At 53.4% G+C, this 16037-nt stretch carries 14 protein-coding genes; 12 read left to right on the top strand and 2 right to left on the bottom strand.

What is annotated here, in order from left to right; genetic code table 11:
* The first annotated feature begins 1 nt into the window (after position 1).
* The 6 genes from ACR0M2_RS18285 (at position 2) to ACR0M2_RS18260 (ending at position 4955) form a co-directional block, all read left to right on the top strand.
* Positions 2–661 (top strand): DUF2461 domain-containing protein, encoded by a 660-nt coding sequence (locus ACR0M2_RS18285; RefSeq protein ID WP_480706442.1) that lies wholly within the window; start codon positions 2–4, stop codon positions 659–661.
* Positions 662–1167: 506 nt separating this feature from the next.
* A complete protein-coding gene (locus tag ACR0M2_RS18280) occupies positions 1168–1587 on the top strand; it encodes a hypothetical protein (protein WP_170350788.1) in 420 nt (139 codons plus the stop codon).
* On the top strand, positions 1584–2108 hold the full coding sequence (locus ACR0M2_RS18275) for a plastocyanin/azurin family copper-binding protein (RefSeq protein ID WP_226689604.1): 525 nt from the start codon (positions 1584–1586) through the stop codon (positions 2106–2108). Before ACR0M2_RS18280 ends, ACR0M2_RS18275 begins: the two co-directional genes overlap by 4 nt.
* Positions 2109–2110: 2 nt before the next feature.
* Positions 2111–2812, top strand: a complete 702-nt coding sequence (locus ACR0M2_RS18270) for an RNA polymerase sigma factor (protein WP_226689605.1) — start codon at positions 2111–2113, stop codon at positions 2810–2812.
* A 428-nt stretch (positions 2813–3240) separates the two neighbouring features.
* Positions 3241–4455: an NnrS family protein gene (locus ACR0M2_RS18265; RefSeq protein ID WP_302478559.1), complete on the top strand. Its 1215-nt coding sequence runs from the start codon at positions 3241–3243 to the stop codon at positions 4453–4455.
* Positions 4452–4955: a DUF2478 domain-containing protein gene (locus ACR0M2_RS18260; protein ID WP_480706440.1), complete on the top strand. Its 504-nt coding sequence runs from the start codon at positions 4452–4454 to the stop codon at positions 4953–4955. The genes ACR0M2_RS18265 and ACR0M2_RS18260 overlap by 4 nt, the downstream gene beginning before the upstream one ends.
* 565 nt (positions 4956–5520) lie before the next feature.
* Here ACR0M2_RS18260 and ACR0M2_RS18255 read toward each other — a convergent pair.
* Both ACR0M2_RS18255 and ACR0M2_RS18250 read right to left on the bottom strand, forming a co-directional pair.
* Entirely contained in the window at positions 5521–8775 is a 3255-nt protein-coding gene (locus tag ACR0M2_RS18255) for an adenylate/guanylate cyclase domain-containing protein (RefSeq protein ID WP_480706438.1), read from the bottom strand.
* 249 nt (positions 8776–9024) lie between these two features.
* Positions 9025–9858: an IclR family transcriptional regulator gene (locus ACR0M2_RS18250; protein WP_480638882.1), complete on the bottom strand. Its 834-nt coding sequence runs from the start codon at positions 9856–9858 to the stop codon at positions 9025–9027.
* A gap of 245 nt (positions 9859–10103) precedes the next feature.
* On the opposite strand from ACR0M2_RS18250, the gene ACR0M2_RS18245 reads away from it, so the two are divergent.
* The 6 genes from ACR0M2_RS18245 to ACR0M2_RS18220 all read left to right on the top strand — a co-directional run bounded on the left by ACR0M2_RS18245 (position 10104) and on the right by ACR0M2_RS18220 (position 15762).
* Positions 10104–11198 carry a TRAP transporter substrate-binding protein gene (locus ACR0M2_RS18245; protein WP_170350796.1) on the top strand — a complete coding sequence of 365 codons (1095 nt, stop codon included), beginning with the start codon at positions 10104–10106 and terminating at the stop codon, positions 11196–11198.
* Between the two features lie 81 nt (positions 11199–11279).
* Positions 11280–11888 carry a TRAP transporter small permease subunit gene (locus ACR0M2_RS18240; protein ID WP_170350797.1) on the top strand — a complete coding sequence of 203 codons (609 nt, stop codon included), beginning with the start codon at positions 11280–11282 and terminating at the stop codon, positions 11886–11888.
* Entirely contained in the window at positions 11881–13245 is a 1365-nt protein-coding gene (locus ACR0M2_RS18235; RefSeq protein WP_170350798.1) for a TRAP transporter large permease, read from the top strand. Before ACR0M2_RS18240 ends, ACR0M2_RS18235 begins: the two co-directional genes overlap by 8 nt.
* Positions 13242–14588: an amidase gene (locus ACR0M2_RS18230; RefSeq protein ID WP_480706436.1), complete on the top strand. Its 1347-nt coding sequence runs from the start codon at positions 13242–13244 to the stop codon at positions 14586–14588. Before ACR0M2_RS18235 ends, ACR0M2_RS18230 begins: the two co-directional genes overlap by 4 nt.
* Before the next feature lie 12 nt (positions 14589–14600).
* Positions 14601–14795, top strand: coding sequence for a hypothetical protein (locus ACR0M2_RS18225; protein WP_170350800.1), 195 nt, complete (start codon positions 14601–14603; stop codon positions 14793–14795).
* 4 nt (positions 14796–14799) lie between these two features.
* A complete protein-coding gene (locus ACR0M2_RS18220) occupies positions 14800–15762 on the top strand; it encodes a 2-hydroxyacid dehydrogenase (RefSeq protein WP_170350801.1) in 963 nt (320 codons plus the stop codon).
* Positions 15763–16037: the final 275 nt, after the last annotated feature.

Here is a 16037-nt window from a genome sequence, read left to right as displayed (position 1 = left end):
GATGGCTACATTTGAGAGTTTCTCGTCTGAGGCACTTGGTTTTCTTGAGGGTCTTAAGGCCAACAACACGAAGGATTGGTTCGCAGCGCACAAGACAACCTACGAAACCCAGTTGAAGGGCCCCAGCAAGCATTTTGCCGACGGCATGGCTGGCGCATTGCAAGACCTGACTGGGCAGGGCCACCGCAGTAAGATCTTTCGCATCTACCGTGATGTCCGGTTCTCCAAGGACAAGACGCCCTACAACGCATACCTGCATATTGCGTTCATTCCGCAGGGCAACGCTGTTCAACCACCGATGTGGTTCTTTGGGCTATCGCCCGAAAAACTGTCCCTTGGCTGTGGGGTATTTCAGTATGACAAAAATGCACTGGACGCGTTCCGCACGGCAATGGCTGGTCCAAAAGGGGCAGAGTTGATCCAGCTCACTGAAGATATGCGACAGGATGGTTTCCGGATCGAGGACCCAGAATTGAAACGCGTTCCGACTGGCTTTGACAAAGATCATCCCCACGCAGAGGCATTGCGCCGCAAGGGCTTTGCCGTTTGGACGGACGTCGGGGCTCCTGCGTTTGTTATTGAACCGAACCTCATAGAACGAACGTCTGCGCTATTCGGGAAACTCATGCCGGTGTTTCAATTGCTTTCCAGGGACATGTAGCCAAGAATTTGCGCTCGCAGCGAGCGGCAGCTTAGACGAGTTGCACTGCGGCGAAGTAGTCCTGTTCCGGATCGCCGATCAGATTGTCGAACGGCATTGCAAAACATCGCAGCGGGCAAGCGCTGTTTTTGACTTCAACCTCTCCCAATTCCTCGAGCCTGACATAAATGCGAGGGCGGATTTGATCTTTTGCAGCGCGCGAAAGGCATATTCCACCCGGTGCCGCCAACCGGGCACCTCAGCACTAAGTCCACAGCGGTCCAATCCTGACATCCACCCTACCTTCAGGATGCTGCGGTGCGCCCCGTCGAAGGAGACATGCGCTGAGAGCACAAATTCCGGAAGTAGTTGAATTCATACATAGCTTACAATGCCACCCTGCAGCGCATTCACGATCAGCTTGCGCGATTTCGTCGAATTTCGGGAACCTTTCCGTGTTTCCTGCATCTAAAGAACCAGGAACGCACTAAAGCGAACCCGGTGAAACCCTTGGAAAGGACCAAACCATGTTCAGAAAAACCGTAGTTGCTTTTGGATTAATTGTCGCTGCCGCCCCAACTGCTAAGGCTCACGATGAACAAGCTCTCGCCAATGCCCCAGCCGGTGATCCTTATGTGAAAGTGAGCGACGTATTGCCATTGCCCGAGTTCATCCCTGGTCTGGGAACGCTCTTCGTCGACCCAACCACTCTGCCCGCAGGTCCGTTCCTCGCATATGATCGCGACGGTCGATTGTCAGCCACGGTCTACATGACACCACTCGACGATCTGCAAAACGGTGCATCATTTGACGGATTGAACATCGGTTCACACACCGTCAGCTCGACAGATATCTATTTCAATGCCGGGCATCCCGGCGTGGACAAGCCGCACGCGCATGTCGTGCTGTTTCACGACGAAAACGCAAAAGAGCGTCTGGCCGAATGATCTGTACGCGCCGTCATGCTGTATGGCTTGGGGGACTGGCCGTTGCTTCCGTCGCCAGTTCGCGGATCGCGCTTGCGCAACCGATCGCCACGGTTGAGATGCGCGGCAGCCCGCGCGGCGAACGTATCTGGTATGATCCTGTTGGACTTGCTGTGTCTTCAGGCACCACCGTCCGGTTCACCAATCGTGATCCCGGCAACAGTCATACAGCAACCGCCTATCATCCGGCGAACTATGATCGAAGGCGACGCATTCCCGCTGCGGCCGACCCGTGGGACAGTGACTTTTTGCTTCCGGATGAGTATTTTGAAGTCACCCTGATTACGCCAGGTGTATATGACTACTATTGCCTGCCACACGAAATGGCGGCGATGGTTGGTCGCATAGTAGTTGGAACCCCCAGCGACGCCGACTGGGAGGGAAGTTCACACGACAAGAGCGATGTTTCGGAAGATATTCTGACAGCTTTGCCTTTGGTAGAGAGGATCCTTTCGGAAGTTACCGTTCGCAGGGAGGACTGATCATGAAGGTCCAAACAAACCTCACTCAACAAGCAACCAGCGATGCGGCCAAATCAGAAGCTGAGCTTGTAAATGCCGCGCGTGACGGAAGCGAGCTGGCGGTCCGGGAACTTATCCGTCGCTTGAACCCCCGCCTGTTTCGCGTTGCCAGAGGTATCGTTGACAGCGACGCCGAGGCAGAAGAAGCGCTGCAGGAGGCTTATCTGTCGGCGTTCAGCAAACTGCAGGGTTTTCGTGAGCATGCCAGCTTTTCCACCTGGATCACCCGGATCGTGATCAACACGTCGCGTATGCAGCGCAGACGAGAGCGTACTGCTGAAGAGTACAACACCGTGGACGAAACCAGTGCACCGAGTGTGATTATGTTCCCCGGACAAAATTCTGAACTCCCCGACGCAACGCTTGGGCGCGCGCAATTGAGAGATTTGCTTGAATCTGCCGTTTCCGACCTGCCGCCCCATCTGCGGCTGCCGTTTCTGCTGCGCGAAGCAGAGGAAATGAGTATTCTTGCCATCGCCACCGAGCTTCAGGTCAACCCGATAACGGTAAAAACACGCCTTTATCGCGCCCGCCGCAGGTTGCAAACTACAATTGAAAACCGGGTACGGGGCGGCTTCGAAGCAATTTTCCCATTTGGCGGCAAACGATGCGCCAACATGACCAATCTTGTAGTAGCGAGATTGCAAGAAGTCGGCGTTCTATGACACAGTTCTTTCGGCTCAGATCAACCATCCTGCAAACCGCGCTCAGTTTTTTTCCCCGGCAACAACGCAAATGCGGTGGCAGATTGACAACGATCAATTCCTTCGCGCCAAAGGAAGCTTAGCAAAACCCGTGTGGTAAACCTTGCTAAAACAGCAGGAGGTCTGTTTGTCGAACCCTCAAAACCCTATTCTGATATGCTCTGCCGCGTGACGGGCGCGCTGCGGGTTGTCCTGCTTACGCCCCTGTCGCGTTCTTTGACCTTTATTGCGCAAAAACGTGAACCGTGTCGCCAGCGTCTCGACCGAAATGTTGGGCGAGGAGCTATGGCGGATGACTTTCTGCCCGGCGCTCCTGATTTCCAGCTGAACGACGGGTTCCTGATTGGCGTGCGTGGCGCGGAGTGATCAGGGTTGACCAGCGCAACACTATGACTTCGCGCAAGATCGTCCCATACCGTGTCCTGTTTCCCGCGGCATTTCTTTGCGCGTTGTTCACGATTGCCCTCTGGCCCCTAAGCGCATGGACTGATGGTTTTGGTCCAGCGTTTGAGCCTGCAATTATCTGGCACGTTCACGAGCTGATTTTTGGCTTTGTTGGCGCGGCGATTGGTGGGTATCTGCTGACGGCATTGCCAAGCTGGACAGGCCGACCGCCGGTTCAGGGTGGAGTTTTGATCACATTGTTGGCGTTGTGGGCCCTTGCGCGTGTTGCTATGGCGCTGGCGGATTTCGTGCCTTCCGGGCTGCTTGTCGTCTTCAATGCCGGGTATTTTCTCTTACTGGCGGTTGTAATCGGAACTCAACTTCTGTTGGCGGGCATCTATCAAAAGCTTGGCTTTGTGTGTGCGATAGTGGGGCTTGGTATCGGTGAATTCTTGTTTTTGACCGCGACGCTGATGGGGTCCCCGTCCAGAAGCCTGAAAATGGTTGATGTATTTCTGCTTGGTCTTGCATTGCTGATGATCAACATCGGATTGCGCGCAATTCCTGCTTTCACAGGTAATTGGCTTACTCTCCACGACCGCGTCGGGCCTTTGGTCCCGAGCACTCAGTCTTTGGTCATACCGCAGGTGCTGTTAGGTTTGGCCATTGCGGCCAGACTGATTGGCGCATCAGACTTGGCATATTTCGCGATGATTTGTGCGGCATTGGCAGTTTTGTGGTCAATGCTCAAATGGCGGACGCTGGCGATCATCGGGAACCCATTGCTTGTGGCACTGCACCTGGCCTTTTTTTGGGTACCCTTTGGTTTGATCGCCGTGGGTTTATCGGGGTTTGCACCGTCGTTCTATCCTAGGGCGGACGCCTTGCATGCCATCACAATCGGCGGAATGGCCGGAATGATTATGGCGATCGCAGGCCGGGCAGCAGCGCATACCACCGAAGGTGGCTTGAGGGCCAATTGGGGGTTTACCATTGGAGTTTGGGCGATCTGGATTGCAACCTGCATTCGCATTGCGGCACCGGTTTTTCCGGATCTTCCTCTCGTACTCTGCGTAGCTGTGCTGTGGTGCCTTGGCTGGACTGCTTTTCTGATCGGATTTATGCCTGCTCTCAGAGGAACACCACGGCGCCCAGTTTTGAGCGGCCGCAGGCATCAGACGAAAGTGAGTGCGGCATACAATGAAAGGACAGAGGGATGAAAATTGCATACGTCTCTTCGCAGAAACGGGGCGAAGCTGACAGGTTGTTATCGGAACTGGCCGATGAGCTGAACAACAACGGGTTTGAACTGCGCGGAATCGTGAAGGAGGCGAGCCATTCGCCGATTTATCAGGATGGGTGCGATATGAGCGTGCGAGTACTGCCAGATGGAGCGGTCATCCAGATTACGCAGAACCTCGGTGTCGGCTCGGAGGCGTGTAGATTGGATCCCAGTGCGCTTGCCGAAGCCGTGGCGCAAGTGGAGCAAAGCAGTTTCGAGAACGCCGATCTGTTCATACTGAATAAGTTCGGCCCCGAGGAATGCGCTGGCCGTGGATTCCGCTCGGTGATGGGCAAGGCCTTGGAACACGGTGTTCCGGTGCTGGTTGGCGTAGGGCCTGCATCCATCCCACAGTTTCAGGCCTTCGCTGACGGCCTTGCCATATCGCTGCCGGATGACGCCGTATCACTTCTTGACTGGTGCGTGACGCGCAGTTAACAGCCAGCTCAATTTGAACGGTTCCCTTGGCGCTGTTGCATTAACCGGCATTGGTAGCGATGGTTCCCGTCTGATCTTCGATCCTTGAAGCCTACGATGAGCCGGAAACCCTCCTCTATGCGAAAACCCTGAATTGTCCAATTGCTGCTGACGTCAGACACGTATGGGCGAATTCTACACCTGGCTTAAAGACGCTGAAGAGGACCCGGCGACAGCAGTCCTCAGGGGATTTTGTGCGTGAAAACTATCCGCTGCAGACCGGTGTGAAAGTTCTGGGTACGGGAATCTCAGCATCCAAACTCATCACGCTTGAACGCGCGCGAGAGCAAATGGCTGCAGTATGATTAACGGCAGTAGTGGGCTCTCATCGCAGGTTCGCAATCGTTCTGTGAACGTAAAGATCTAGCGATCAGTCTTGTCGCACATCGTAAGTCTCGCGCAACAAGCATCAAACAAATGCCTATCCTTCAAAAAAATTTCATCTGTTTTTTCGCTTTGTCCCAAGAAGCCCCTAACCTCTGCTCGAGAGGCTTCTTCCAGCTTCACACCGTTGTTCAACATGCGCCTAGGTTCGTTTGTCCCTGGGATGACCAAGTCCATCAAAGAACTTGTTTTCCCGGCTCATAGGATCTTGGGCATTGGTATGCCCCACCGTGGATTTAATTCGGCTCAGCCCGCGTTCGCACTGTGCCGCTAATGGGCGCATTTCCAGCTCAGTTGAAATCTCCAAGGCACGCTCATAGCATTTCATCGCGTCGTATTCCTCACCTGCGCCTGCATTGCTTAAGACTTCGCCCATCACAAACAAACCAAATGCTTCGTGACCGCGTTCACCACGACTGCGCGCTATTTCGAGTGCGCGACCGAGACGTTTGGATGCGTCTTCAATGCGACCGGCTTTGAGATATCCGAAGGCCAGCTGGGTAAAAACCAGGGACTTGAACAAACCAAGCCCAATGTCATCATACAACTGACAAGACTGTTCAAGCCTCGCCAGGCCCGTCTCAACCTCTCCTGCCAGGATTTCAGCAAACCCAAGAAAACCGTTCGTGAAGGGGGATAGATAGGTGAGGCCCCAAACGTCGATGATCGAACTCGCGTTGCCAAGAGTCGCACGCGCAGCCGCGATGTCACCACGTACAATCTGATAATAGCCAATATCGTAACCGATATGAGCGCGGTTGAAAGGATTGTCTTGAAGATTCGCAAGCGCGACGGCTTGTTCTGCATGATGTAAAGAACGTTCGAATTCGCCACGCTCGGCGTAAGACCAGACCAGCCAGGACCGGGCGATAATCGCAGGTGCAAAAGGCAGCCCACACTTTTCGAGCGCAGCATCGCCAGGCAGATTTGAAACAACGCGTTCGAAGTATTTCTCGGCTGTGCGCAGTTCACCAGAGGTTACGAATGTACAGCCAAGGTAAAAATCAGCCGCAACTTCCAGCGACCGATCACCGGAATTCCGAGCAATATCGCGCCCGCGTTGGGCGGCCGCCTTGGAGTCAGCCGAGCGTCCGACTTGCCACAAACTTGCGCCACGATAAACGGAAACCCAACCAAGGCGCACATCGTCTTCCAACGTGAGCGACAACTTCTCGGCTTCGTCAAGTGGATCTAGAATAGCGGCGAACTGCCCCAGTGCCCAAAGAACGTTCCGTAGCGCAAATTTCGTATCAATTGCTGCGGTTGCAGTTTCGGCATCCATTTCAAATTTTTTGCGAGCCTCGAGCGCCCTGCGGAACTGGCCTGCTGCTTCGCGCAGCGCCGAGCGTTCAACCGCGTCTTCGCCTGCTCTGCGAAACTCTCGGAAAGCACGCGGCCAATCCTCGCCAAGAAAGGCGTGATGGGCCACAATTCCTGCGGTCTCGCCATTGTTATCAGAACTTTTTCTTTCAAGCAGATCGGCAAATGCTGAGTGCAACTCGTGGCGTCGGCTCTTTAATAAAGTGGAGTAGGCAGCATCTTGGACGAGAGCATGCTTGAACATGTAGCTTGCCATTGGCGGAACGCCCATGCGGAGTATCAATCCAGATTCAACAAGTTTTTCAAGCGCTTGCAGGCAGTCCATGCCGACCTCTGCCGACAAGTCCACAATGTCTTTGTGATCGAATTCACGCCCAATGACGGATCCAATCTGAGCAATCGCTTTTGCCGACCCAAGCCGATCCAGGCGTGCTGAAAGCGATGTGTGAAGCGTGGCGGGAACAACATCCCCACTGCTCAACCCCGCCTCTTGAAATGCCTTGGTCAGTTCCTCAATGTAGAGCGGCACGCCATCGGCACGTTTAACAATTTGCGCGGCGGCTTCCTCGCTCACGTCTCCCCCAGAAACGGAGTTTAATATCCGCAAAGATTGCCGCCGACCGACCCGACTAAGGACAATCTCACGCCAATAGCCGCAGTCGTTCCAATCAGGCTGAAATTCCGGTCGGTACGTTAGCAATAACATGATTGGCGCTTCGGCGGCCTCAGAAATCATGTTTTGCAGCAGCTCCAGCGTCGACGGATCGGCCCAATGGATGTCTTCAATAACTATGATGATCGGGTGCTGCGCGCTCATACGCAGCACTTGATCTATCAGGCAGCGAATTATCGCGCGGCGCAATTGCACCGGAGGGAAATCCGGGGCATCGTAGCGCCCTTCAGTTTCTACCCTTAACAGCGACGCGATCAGAGGCACGCTTTCGGTCAACGGGATATCCGTCAGCCCAAGTATGTTCTCTAGTTTTTCAAGTTGCGCCGCTACCGAGTCCTGTTCTGCAATCCCGGCTGCTCTCCGCATCCCGGTGATCAATGGAAAAAAGGCATCGTTGGTGTGATGAGGAGAGCATTGGTAACGATAGCCGAAACGCCTGTCTCCAGAGATTTCGTGCCGCATTTCTTCTACCAATCGCGATTTGCCGATGCCCGGATCTCCGGTCAATGAAATCACTTGACCCGATCCTGCCTTTGCTTGCTGCCATGCATCACGAATTAAGTGAAGGTCCGAAGCTCGTCCAACCAATGGCGTTGAACCTTGGAACCGGGATGCTTCAAAACGTGTTTCGACAGTTGTTTCCGTGCCGACGCGCCAGGCTTGTACAGGCTCGTCAAACCCTTTCAATTCATGTTGGCCAGTGTCTTCCACTTCAAAACGGCGGCCCAAGAGTTGACGGGTTAATGGGCCAACAACAATTTCGTATGGCCGCGCCAGGCGTTGAAGCCGGTCAGCCAAGCCAGGTGTTGCCCCGATGACGGCGGCGTCATCATTCATGACATCGCCAACTATTGTTCCAATAACAACTTCTCCGCTAGCTGCACCTGCACGCGCTTGGAGTTGCCGTCCGTCTTGTGAGTGAATTTCCTGGATTGCTGCAAAGGCATCTTTTGCTGCCTTTACTGCTCGTTCAGCTTCATCTTCATGGGCTTCGGGCCACCCAAAATAGGCCAAAACGCCATCTCCGAGAAACTTGGCGACATAGCCTTGATACCGAAGGACAGCTGATACAACTGCCGACTGGTACTTTGTGACCAGATTCCGCATCTCTTCGGGGTCCAGCTGTCTTGAGAGGACAACGGAATCCACAATATCAACGAACAAAACAGTAAGCAGCCGCCGCTCGGGTGCTGCGTTTTCAATCGTGTCTTTCTTTACGGCTTGTGCCGCTGGCGAAATGGCCGCAAGCAGGCGACGACGGTGCCCAAGGCTGAAGCCAAGGTCTTTCAAGTCCTCGTCATTCAGATGGCGCAGAGTCTCAATGTCGACGTCGTTTTCTTCCAACAACGAAGCATAGCTCTCCAATCCCAGGCGACTCAGCCAGGCACGCAATCGTTGATCCACGTTGCCCCCCTCAGGTTTTTCGGGCTTATTGTATCACATCACAGAGAATTTATCTTTCGTATTGACAGTGTGATGGCCAGAGCCATTGGATGAGGGTCACAATGTCAATCGTTGTCCCAAGCCGAGAATTAGCGCATTCCACAGCGTTTTTTGCGGCACTGCCCCTAAAAAAACCCATCCAGTGCCGCGGCGTTTCACCGAAATTTCAAAAGTCGCAACAAGTTTCAAAAACCTGCGGCGTTTATGCAATCAGCTTCCAATTGGGGAATTTTGGAGCCTTTCTGAAATGGTTTTGGCAGCTTGGACAACCGATGCCGCCAGACCTTCAAGCTTGTTTTCGGGAAATCTTGTAACTGGACCGGAAACCGAAACGCCCGCAACAACTTTGCCCAGCGAGTCGAAGATAGGCGCAGCAATACAACGCATACCCAAAAACCGTTCTTCATCGTCCAAGGCCCATCCACGCTGTCTGGACTTGCGGAGTACTGACTTCAGCTCTTGCAGGTCTGTAATGGAATTGGGCGTCTGGCGGACTAGTGTTTGTGGGGCCAAAAGGGTCTCAACCGCGGCCTCGTCCATAAATGCCATCATAGCTTTTCCCACACCGGATGTGTGAAAGTACGCCGCAGTTCCGTTTTTGAAAGAAGCCCTAATTGGGTTATCGGATTCGACCTGAATGAGAAACAATAGCTGCCCACATTCTTCGATTGCCAGATTTGCTGTCTCACCGGTGTCTTCTGACAGTGTGCGCATCACTGACGGTGCGACTTCCAGCAAATTTGATCCATCTTCAAACGTACTGCCGATCCGATAGGCCTGCGGTCCAATTCGCCATTTGCCTTGCTCGGCATAATGAACAACCATGCCTCGCTGCTGCAACGTGGTCAGAAGCCTGTGTACCGTCGCGACTGGGATTGCCGTGACTCTGGCCAGTTCCGCAAGTGTCGCGCAGCGCGTATCTGAGAGAGCGATCAGCACGCGAATGCCGCGATCCAGCGCAACAACGGGCGATGTTTCGGCTTTCTCCTCATTCGCTTTTAGGCGCGGGCGTCCTCGGCGAAGCGAGTTTTTTTGTTCATTCATACTCAGGGCAACCAATGCTCAGTTTCTTGCTGAAAGATTCTAGCTCGTTCAGCGGGGTAAAAAAATGAAAAATAAAAATATAAAATAATCAATAAGTTGATTGGATTTATTGTCCAAATTTCAAGAGTTTTCCAAATTATTTTGAAATATTTGGAATCTGTCTTATCGTTACTCTTATCCGCTGGAGAGCGGATTGGTGCCAATGCCGAGGCAAAATCGGTCAAGGCCCAGTTAAGGGAGGAAACATGACAAAATCTTTGAACCGCAGAAATTTTCTGCGTGGCTCTGCCGTTGTGGGCGCCGGTGCGCTTGCAGCTCCGGCTGTCCATGCTCAGGAAGGAACTAACCTTAAGATGCAGGCCGCCTGGGGAGGCGGTATTTTTCTGGAAAACGCGCAGTCTTACGTTAACCGCGTGAACGAAATGTCCGGCGGGAAACTCACGATCGAACTGTTGCCCGTGAATTCCGTCGTAAAAACAAGCCAGATGCAGGATGCTGTTCACCGCGGCGTTCTGGATGCAGCGCACTACGTGCCGGCCTATTGGTACTCTAAGTCAAAGACAGCGTCGCTCTTTGGAACTGGCCCCTGCTTTGGCTGGTCCAGCCAGGAAGTTCTGGGTTGGGTGAACTATGGTGGTGGTCAGGAACTATTCGACGAATTGATGGGCATTCTGGGCCTCAACGTCGTATCATTCTTCAACTCACCCATGCCGGCTCAGCCGCTTGGCTGGTTCAAAGAAGAAATCACAAGCGCAGATCAAATGAATGGTCTGAAGTACCGCACCGTTGGTCTTGCGGCAGATGTCTTGCTTGAGATGGGAATGTCGGTCGTACAGCTGCCGGGAGGTGAAATTCAGCCAGCAATGAAGTCAGGTCTGATCGACGCGGCGGAATTCAACAATCCAACGTCGGACCGTGACTTTGGGATGCAGGATGTGTCCAAGCATTATCACCTTGCGTCGTTCCACCAGAGTCAGGAATTCTTCGAGGTCACGTTCAACAAGGACAAATACAACGCCCTTGCGCCTGAGCTTCAAGCCATTTTGAAGTATGCGTCAGAAGCCGAAAACTCCAACTTCTACTGGAACAACACCAAGCGCTATTCCGAGGATCTGGTCACACTGGCAGAGGAGCAGGGCGTTAACGTCTATCGCACCCCCGACAGTGTGATGCAGGCACAGCTAAATGCATGGGATGTGGTCGTTGAACGGATTGCCAACGAGGATCCGTTCTTCGCAAAGGTAATTGAAAGCCAGAAGGCCTATGCGAAGACCGTGATGAATTATCTCAACCTGAACCAACCGGACTACAAGCTTGCGTACAAGCACTACTTCGGTTGAGGCCTGAATACCTTTGAAATGAGGAGGTCGCGTTGTGGCGCGGCCTCCTGAACTCCGGGCAGAACAGGCGAGGAACTGACCTTGATCAAGACAATCCACGCCATCGAAGGGCTAAGCCAATGGGTCGGCAAAGCCTTTGGATGGTGCATCCTAATTCTGACACTTTCCGTGTCTTACGAAGTGTTCGTCCGGTATGTGCTGAACAAGCCAACCGTCTGGGCGTTCGACATGATGGTCCAGATGTATGGCGCGTTGTTTCTGATGGCAGGGGCCTATGCGCTGGCGCAAGACGCGCACGTCCGCGGCGACGTTCTGTACCGGCTGTTCTCTGTCCGCTGGCAGGCTCGGGTCGATTTTGTTCTATACATTCTGTTCTTTTTTCCCGGCATGTTCGCTTTGTTCTGGTACGGGTGGGAGATCGCGAAAGACAGTTGGCGCTATGAAGAGGTCAGCTGGAACAGCCCTGCGCGCATCCAGATTTACTTTTTCAAAACCCTGATCCCGGTCGCTGGTTTCCTTCTTATGCTTCAAGGCCTTGCCGAAATGGCCCGGTGCTGGCTGGCGATGCGAAATGGCGTCTGGCTCGAGCGGCTCGATGACGTGCGGGAAACCGAAGACATGTTGATGGAAAATACAATCGACAAAATTCGAACAACTGGCACTCAAGAAGGAGGTCGCAGCGATGACTGATCCACAAGTCGCCATCCTGATGCTCAGCCTCTTCATTGTTTTGGTGCTGCTGGGTTTTCCCATTGCGTTCACGTTGCTCGCCATGGGTGTCGGTTTTGGGTACTACGCCTACTACCAGTCCGCGCCCGAGACCATTGCGGACATCTTCAACAACAACATCTTCTACCTCCTGAACCAAAACACCTATTCGGTGATGGAGAATGATACGTTAGTTGCCATCCCATTATTCCTATTTATGGGATACGTCGTCGAGAGGGCGAACATCGTCGATCGCCTGTTCTTCTCGCTCTACATGGCGGCGCGAAATCTACCGGGCTCGTTGGCCATTGCGGCGCTGCTGACCTGCGCAGTTTTCTCGACCGCGTCTGGGATTGTTGGTGCAGTTGTTACTCTGATGGGTCTGCTTGCCTATCCTGCGATGGCGAATGCCGGGTATCAGCGCAGCTTCGCCTCTGGCGTTATCTGTGCGGGTGGAACTTTGGGCATTCTGATCCCACCGTCGATTATGCTGATCGTCTATGCCGCCATTGCAGAGCTATCACCATTGCGCCTGTATGCTGCGGCAGTTTTCCCAGGTCTTTTGTTGGCGGGGTTATACATCGTCTATGTGATGGTGCGCGTCTGGATAAACCCGTCGCTGGCACCAAAACCACAAGAGGAAGACATTCCTCCGAAACGGCAAATTTATATGGACTTGCTTGTTTCGTTTGTGCCTTTGACCGTTTTGATCATGCTGGTGCTTGGCTCTATCCTTGGTGGTCTGGCGACCCCGGCTGAAGCGGCGGCAATGGGCGCATTGGGCGGTTTGGTTCTGGCGATGCTGTATCGATCGCTCACTTGGGACAAAGTCAAACAGAGTGTCTTTCTCACAGCTAAGGCAACGGCCATGGTGTGCTGGTTGTTTGTCGGCTCTTGGACCTTCGCCTCGATCTTTTCCTATCTTGGTGGACACGATGTGATCGAGCATTGGGTCGTCGGTATGAACCTTCAACCCTGGCAGTTCTTGGTCCTTGCTCAGCTGATTATCTTCCTGCTCGGATGGCCGCTTGAATGGTCCGAGATCTTGATCATCTTTGTGCCGATCTTTCTGCCGATGCTGGATACGTTTGGGGTCAATCCGTATTTCTTCGCGATGCTGGTTGCACTGAATTTACAGACCTCATTCCTGACGCCTCCCATGGCCATGTCAGCCTATTATCTGAAAGGGGTTCTGAAGAACCAGATCCAGTTGATGGAGATCTTCAAAGGTCTGATGCCCTATCTGGCTATCGTGATCCTGTGCATGGTGCTGATGTATCAGTTCCCGGGGATCGCCCTGTGGCTTCCTGATTATCTGTTTGGGGTTTGGGTGCCATGACCAAGCATGATCTGTCACTGTTCTCGGCGGTTCAATCCGCCGAAGCTATCCGAACCGGACGCATTTCATCCGAAGCATTGGTTGAGGCCTGCTTAGCGCGAATTGAGGAAACGGATGACAAGGTTCGGGCATGGGCATACCTGGACACCGGCGTGGCACTCGATCAGGCGCGTGAGCTGGATCGTATTCGCAAGGCAGGGCGGGCGATAGGTGCGCTACATGGTTTACCCGTCGGACTGAAAGACATTGTCGATACAAAAGACATGCCCACGCAACGCGGATCAGCAATTTTTTCAGGCCGCCAACCTGAGACGGACGCTCGGCTGGTCGAGCATCTTCGTGAAGCCGGAGCGGTGATCATGGGCAAGACCAAGACCACTGAATTTGCCTTCATGAATCCGGCCGACACCACCAACCCTTTGGATCACAGCCGAACTCCGGGCGGGTCCTCCAGCGGATCTGCCGCTGCAGTTACGGCCAGGCACGTTCCATTGGCGATTGGAACCCAGACCGGTGGTTCGGTGATCCGCCCCGCCTCGTATTGTGGCGTATACGGTTTCAAACCCTCCCGCGGAACAATCTCGCGTAGCGGTGTCTTTCGCACATCTGTGTCGCTGGATCATGTCGGCGGATTTGCAAATTCTCTGGAAGACATAGCTTTGTTGACAGACGTCCTGTCTAGCTATGACCAAGCCGATCCCGCCAGCTTTGCCAGACCGCGGGCTAACATGCTGAAAGGCGTGCGGGCAGAGGTGCCTGTCGAACCGAACATCGCCTGGCTGGATTTTCCCTTCAATGATCGTTTGGATGTGGATACCGTCGAAGGCCTTAATGCCGTTATCGAAGGCTTGGGCGGTCGGGTCGAGCGATTTTCGGCATCCCGTCAATTAGCTGACCTCATTAATGTTCACAAAACGATCTACGATTACGAAATTCGCGAGAACATGGTTGAGATTTCCGAAGCTCATTGGCCGGAACTCAGCCTTGAGATGCAGTCTGCAATAACCCGAGGAACAGAAATAAGCTTGGCGCAGTATGAAGATGCCTTGGCTGTCATGATCTCTGCTCAAAGCTTTTTCGCAGAATACTTCACCGAATTCGATGCAATCCTTGCCCCTGCTGCTACAGGAGAGGCCGTGCCACTGACAGCAGGGCATACTGGCGATTCAGTCTTTTGCCTGACTTGGACGCTGGCGGGGTTACCGTGCCTCACCTTGCCTTTGCTGGTTGGACAGAATGACCTGCCAATCGGCGTGCAATTGATTGGCGCAGTCGAGGAAGATGACCGGCTTCTGCGCACTGCATCATGGGTACAACGCACCCTCGCCGAACAAGAACAGTAAGGAAATAAAACGATGTCGCGACTTACAAACATTCTTATGGGCATTATCGGCACCGGTCTGATGATGGTTTTTGTTCTTGGCCTTGCACACAGCATTTCAACTGGTTTTGCCGGGTTTTGGGGAGGTTTGCCTTTCCTGTGTATTGCGGTCTTTGTGATTGCCTTGGCGCTTTATAATTTCTGGGAAGACGCCGTCAAAAAGGACTGAACGCATGAGTGACAGACCAGTCCTATGGCTGCCGCGCCGCGTGTCCGACGCAACCATTGCCCGTGCGCGAAAGGATTATGACGTGATCCTGAACGAAGCCGATACTCCGGGCACGTCAGAAGAGATCATTGAGATGAGTTCCAAGGTAGACGCAATAATGCCCTGCCATTCGGAACACTTCTCAGCAGAGGTCGTGTCAAAGCTTGACCCGCGTTTAAAAATTGTCGCGAACCATTCTGTTGGTGTGGACCATTGCGACTTGCCGGCCTTGGCAGCAAGGGGGATCGTGGTGACAAATACACCAGATGTCCTTTCTGACGCTACGGCGGAACTTGCAATGTTGCTCATGCTTGGTGCGGCGCGACACGCTGTCCGAGGCGATCGCCTTATGCGTACAGGTACTTGGGACAGTTGGAGCCCATCTTTCATGGTCGGCAAGCAACTCACGGGTGCGCGCTTGGGCATCGTCGGGATGGGGCGCGTGGGTCGGGCATTTGCAACAAAAGCACGCGGGTTTGATATGGAAGTTCACTATTTCAACCGCACCCGCCTGTCACCGGATAAGGAACAGGGGGCAATTTATCACGAAAGCGTCGATACTCTTTTGCCAGTGGCCGACTTTTTATCGCTTCACTGTCCTGCGACGCCCGAAACTCTGGACCTTATGAATGCCGAACGGTTGGCTGCGCTGCCTGACGATGCAATACTCGTCAACTCAGCTCGTGGCGCTCTTGTTGATGAAGACGCGCTGCTGCAAGCCATTGAAAGTGGAAAGCTGGCTGCCGCAGGGCTTGATTGCTTTAAGACAGAACCGGGCGGAAATCCAAAGTTCGCAGCGCACGAAAACATCTTCATGTTGCCGCATATAGGTAGCGCCACGACTAAAACCCGGGACGCCATGGGCTTTCGCGCTTTGGACAATTTAGACGCTTTCTTCGCCGGCAAAACACCGCGCGACCTTTTATAGACTAGGAAGCTGTAAGGGCAAAATTCCTTTTTTTGACCTAGGTGTGGTGGACTATCCAAAGGCGAGTCATCCGAGGTCTGGAACGCATTGACTGCCTCGTTTTTAACGGGAACGGCAGATCGAAGATTCAGAACTTTGTTGCCTTTGCCCTTTTTTTCAGGTCGGTCTGACCCGATCAAAGATGCTGAGCGAGAGTACATGCTTGGGCGGCGATGATCTTTCAGAAGAATTGATCAGTATATTCGATCAATATCGGTGTAAAAGTCGGGTATCGT

This window comes from Ruegeria sp. BE10 (assembly GCF_056538905.1).
Note: the sequence above shows the minus strand (reverse complement) of the source record. Positions and strands in the feature narration are given on the sequence as shown.

What these genes read in the sequence shown, in the direction of transcription:
- ACR0M2_RS18225 (WP_170350800.1), top strand. Translation starts at nt 14,601, where the DNA reads ATGTCGCGACTTACAAACATTCTTATGGGCATTATCGGCACCGGTCTG.
- ACR0M2_RS18275 (WP_226689604.1), top strand. Translation starts at nt 1,584, where the DNA reads ATGATCTGTACGCGCCGTCATGCTGTATGGCTTGGGGGACTGGCCGTT.
- ACR0M2_RS18245 (WP_170350796.1), top strand. Translation starts at nt 10,104, where the DNA reads ATGACAAAATCTTTGAACCGCAGAAATTTTCTGCGTGGCTCTGCCGTT.
- ACR0M2_RS18230 (WP_480706436.1), top strand. Translation starts at nt 13,242, where the DNA reads ATGACCAAGCATGATCTGTCACTGTTCTCGGCGGTTCAATCCGCCGAA.
- ACR0M2_RS18270 (WP_226689605.1), top strand. Translation starts at nt 2,111, where the DNA reads ATGAAGGTCCAAACAAACCTCACTCAACAAGCAACCAGCGATGCGGCC.
- ACR0M2_RS18220 (WP_170350801.1), top strand. Translation starts at nt 14,800, where the DNA reads ATGAGTGACAGACCAGTCCTATGGCTGCCGCGCCGCGTGTCCGACGCA.
- ACR0M2_RS18285 (WP_480706442.1), top strand. Translation starts at nt 2, where the DNA reads ATGGCTACATTTGAGAGTTTCTCGTCTGAGGCACTTGGTTTTCTTGAG.
- ACR0M2_RS18280 (WP_170350788.1), top strand. Translation starts at nt 1,168, where the DNA reads ATGTTCAGAAAAACCGTAGTTGCTTTTGGATTAATTGTCGCTGCCGCC.
- ACR0M2_RS18265 (WP_302478559.1), top strand. Translation starts at nt 3,241, where the DNA reads ATGACTTCGCGCAAGATCGTCCCATACCGTGTCCTGTTTCCCGCGGCA.
- ACR0M2_RS18235 (WP_170350798.1), top strand. Translation starts at nt 11,881, where the DNA reads ATGACTGATCCACAAGTCGCCATCCTGATGCTCAGCCTCTTCATTGTT.
- ACR0M2_RS18260 (WP_480706440.1), top strand. Translation starts at nt 4,452, where the DNA reads ATGAAAATTGCATACGTCTCTTCGCAGAAACGGGGCGAAGCTGACAGG.
- ACR0M2_RS18250 (WP_480638882.1), bottom strand. Translation starts at nt 9,858, where the DNA reads ATGAATGAACAAAAAAACTCGCTTCGCCGAGGACGCCCGCGCCTAAAA.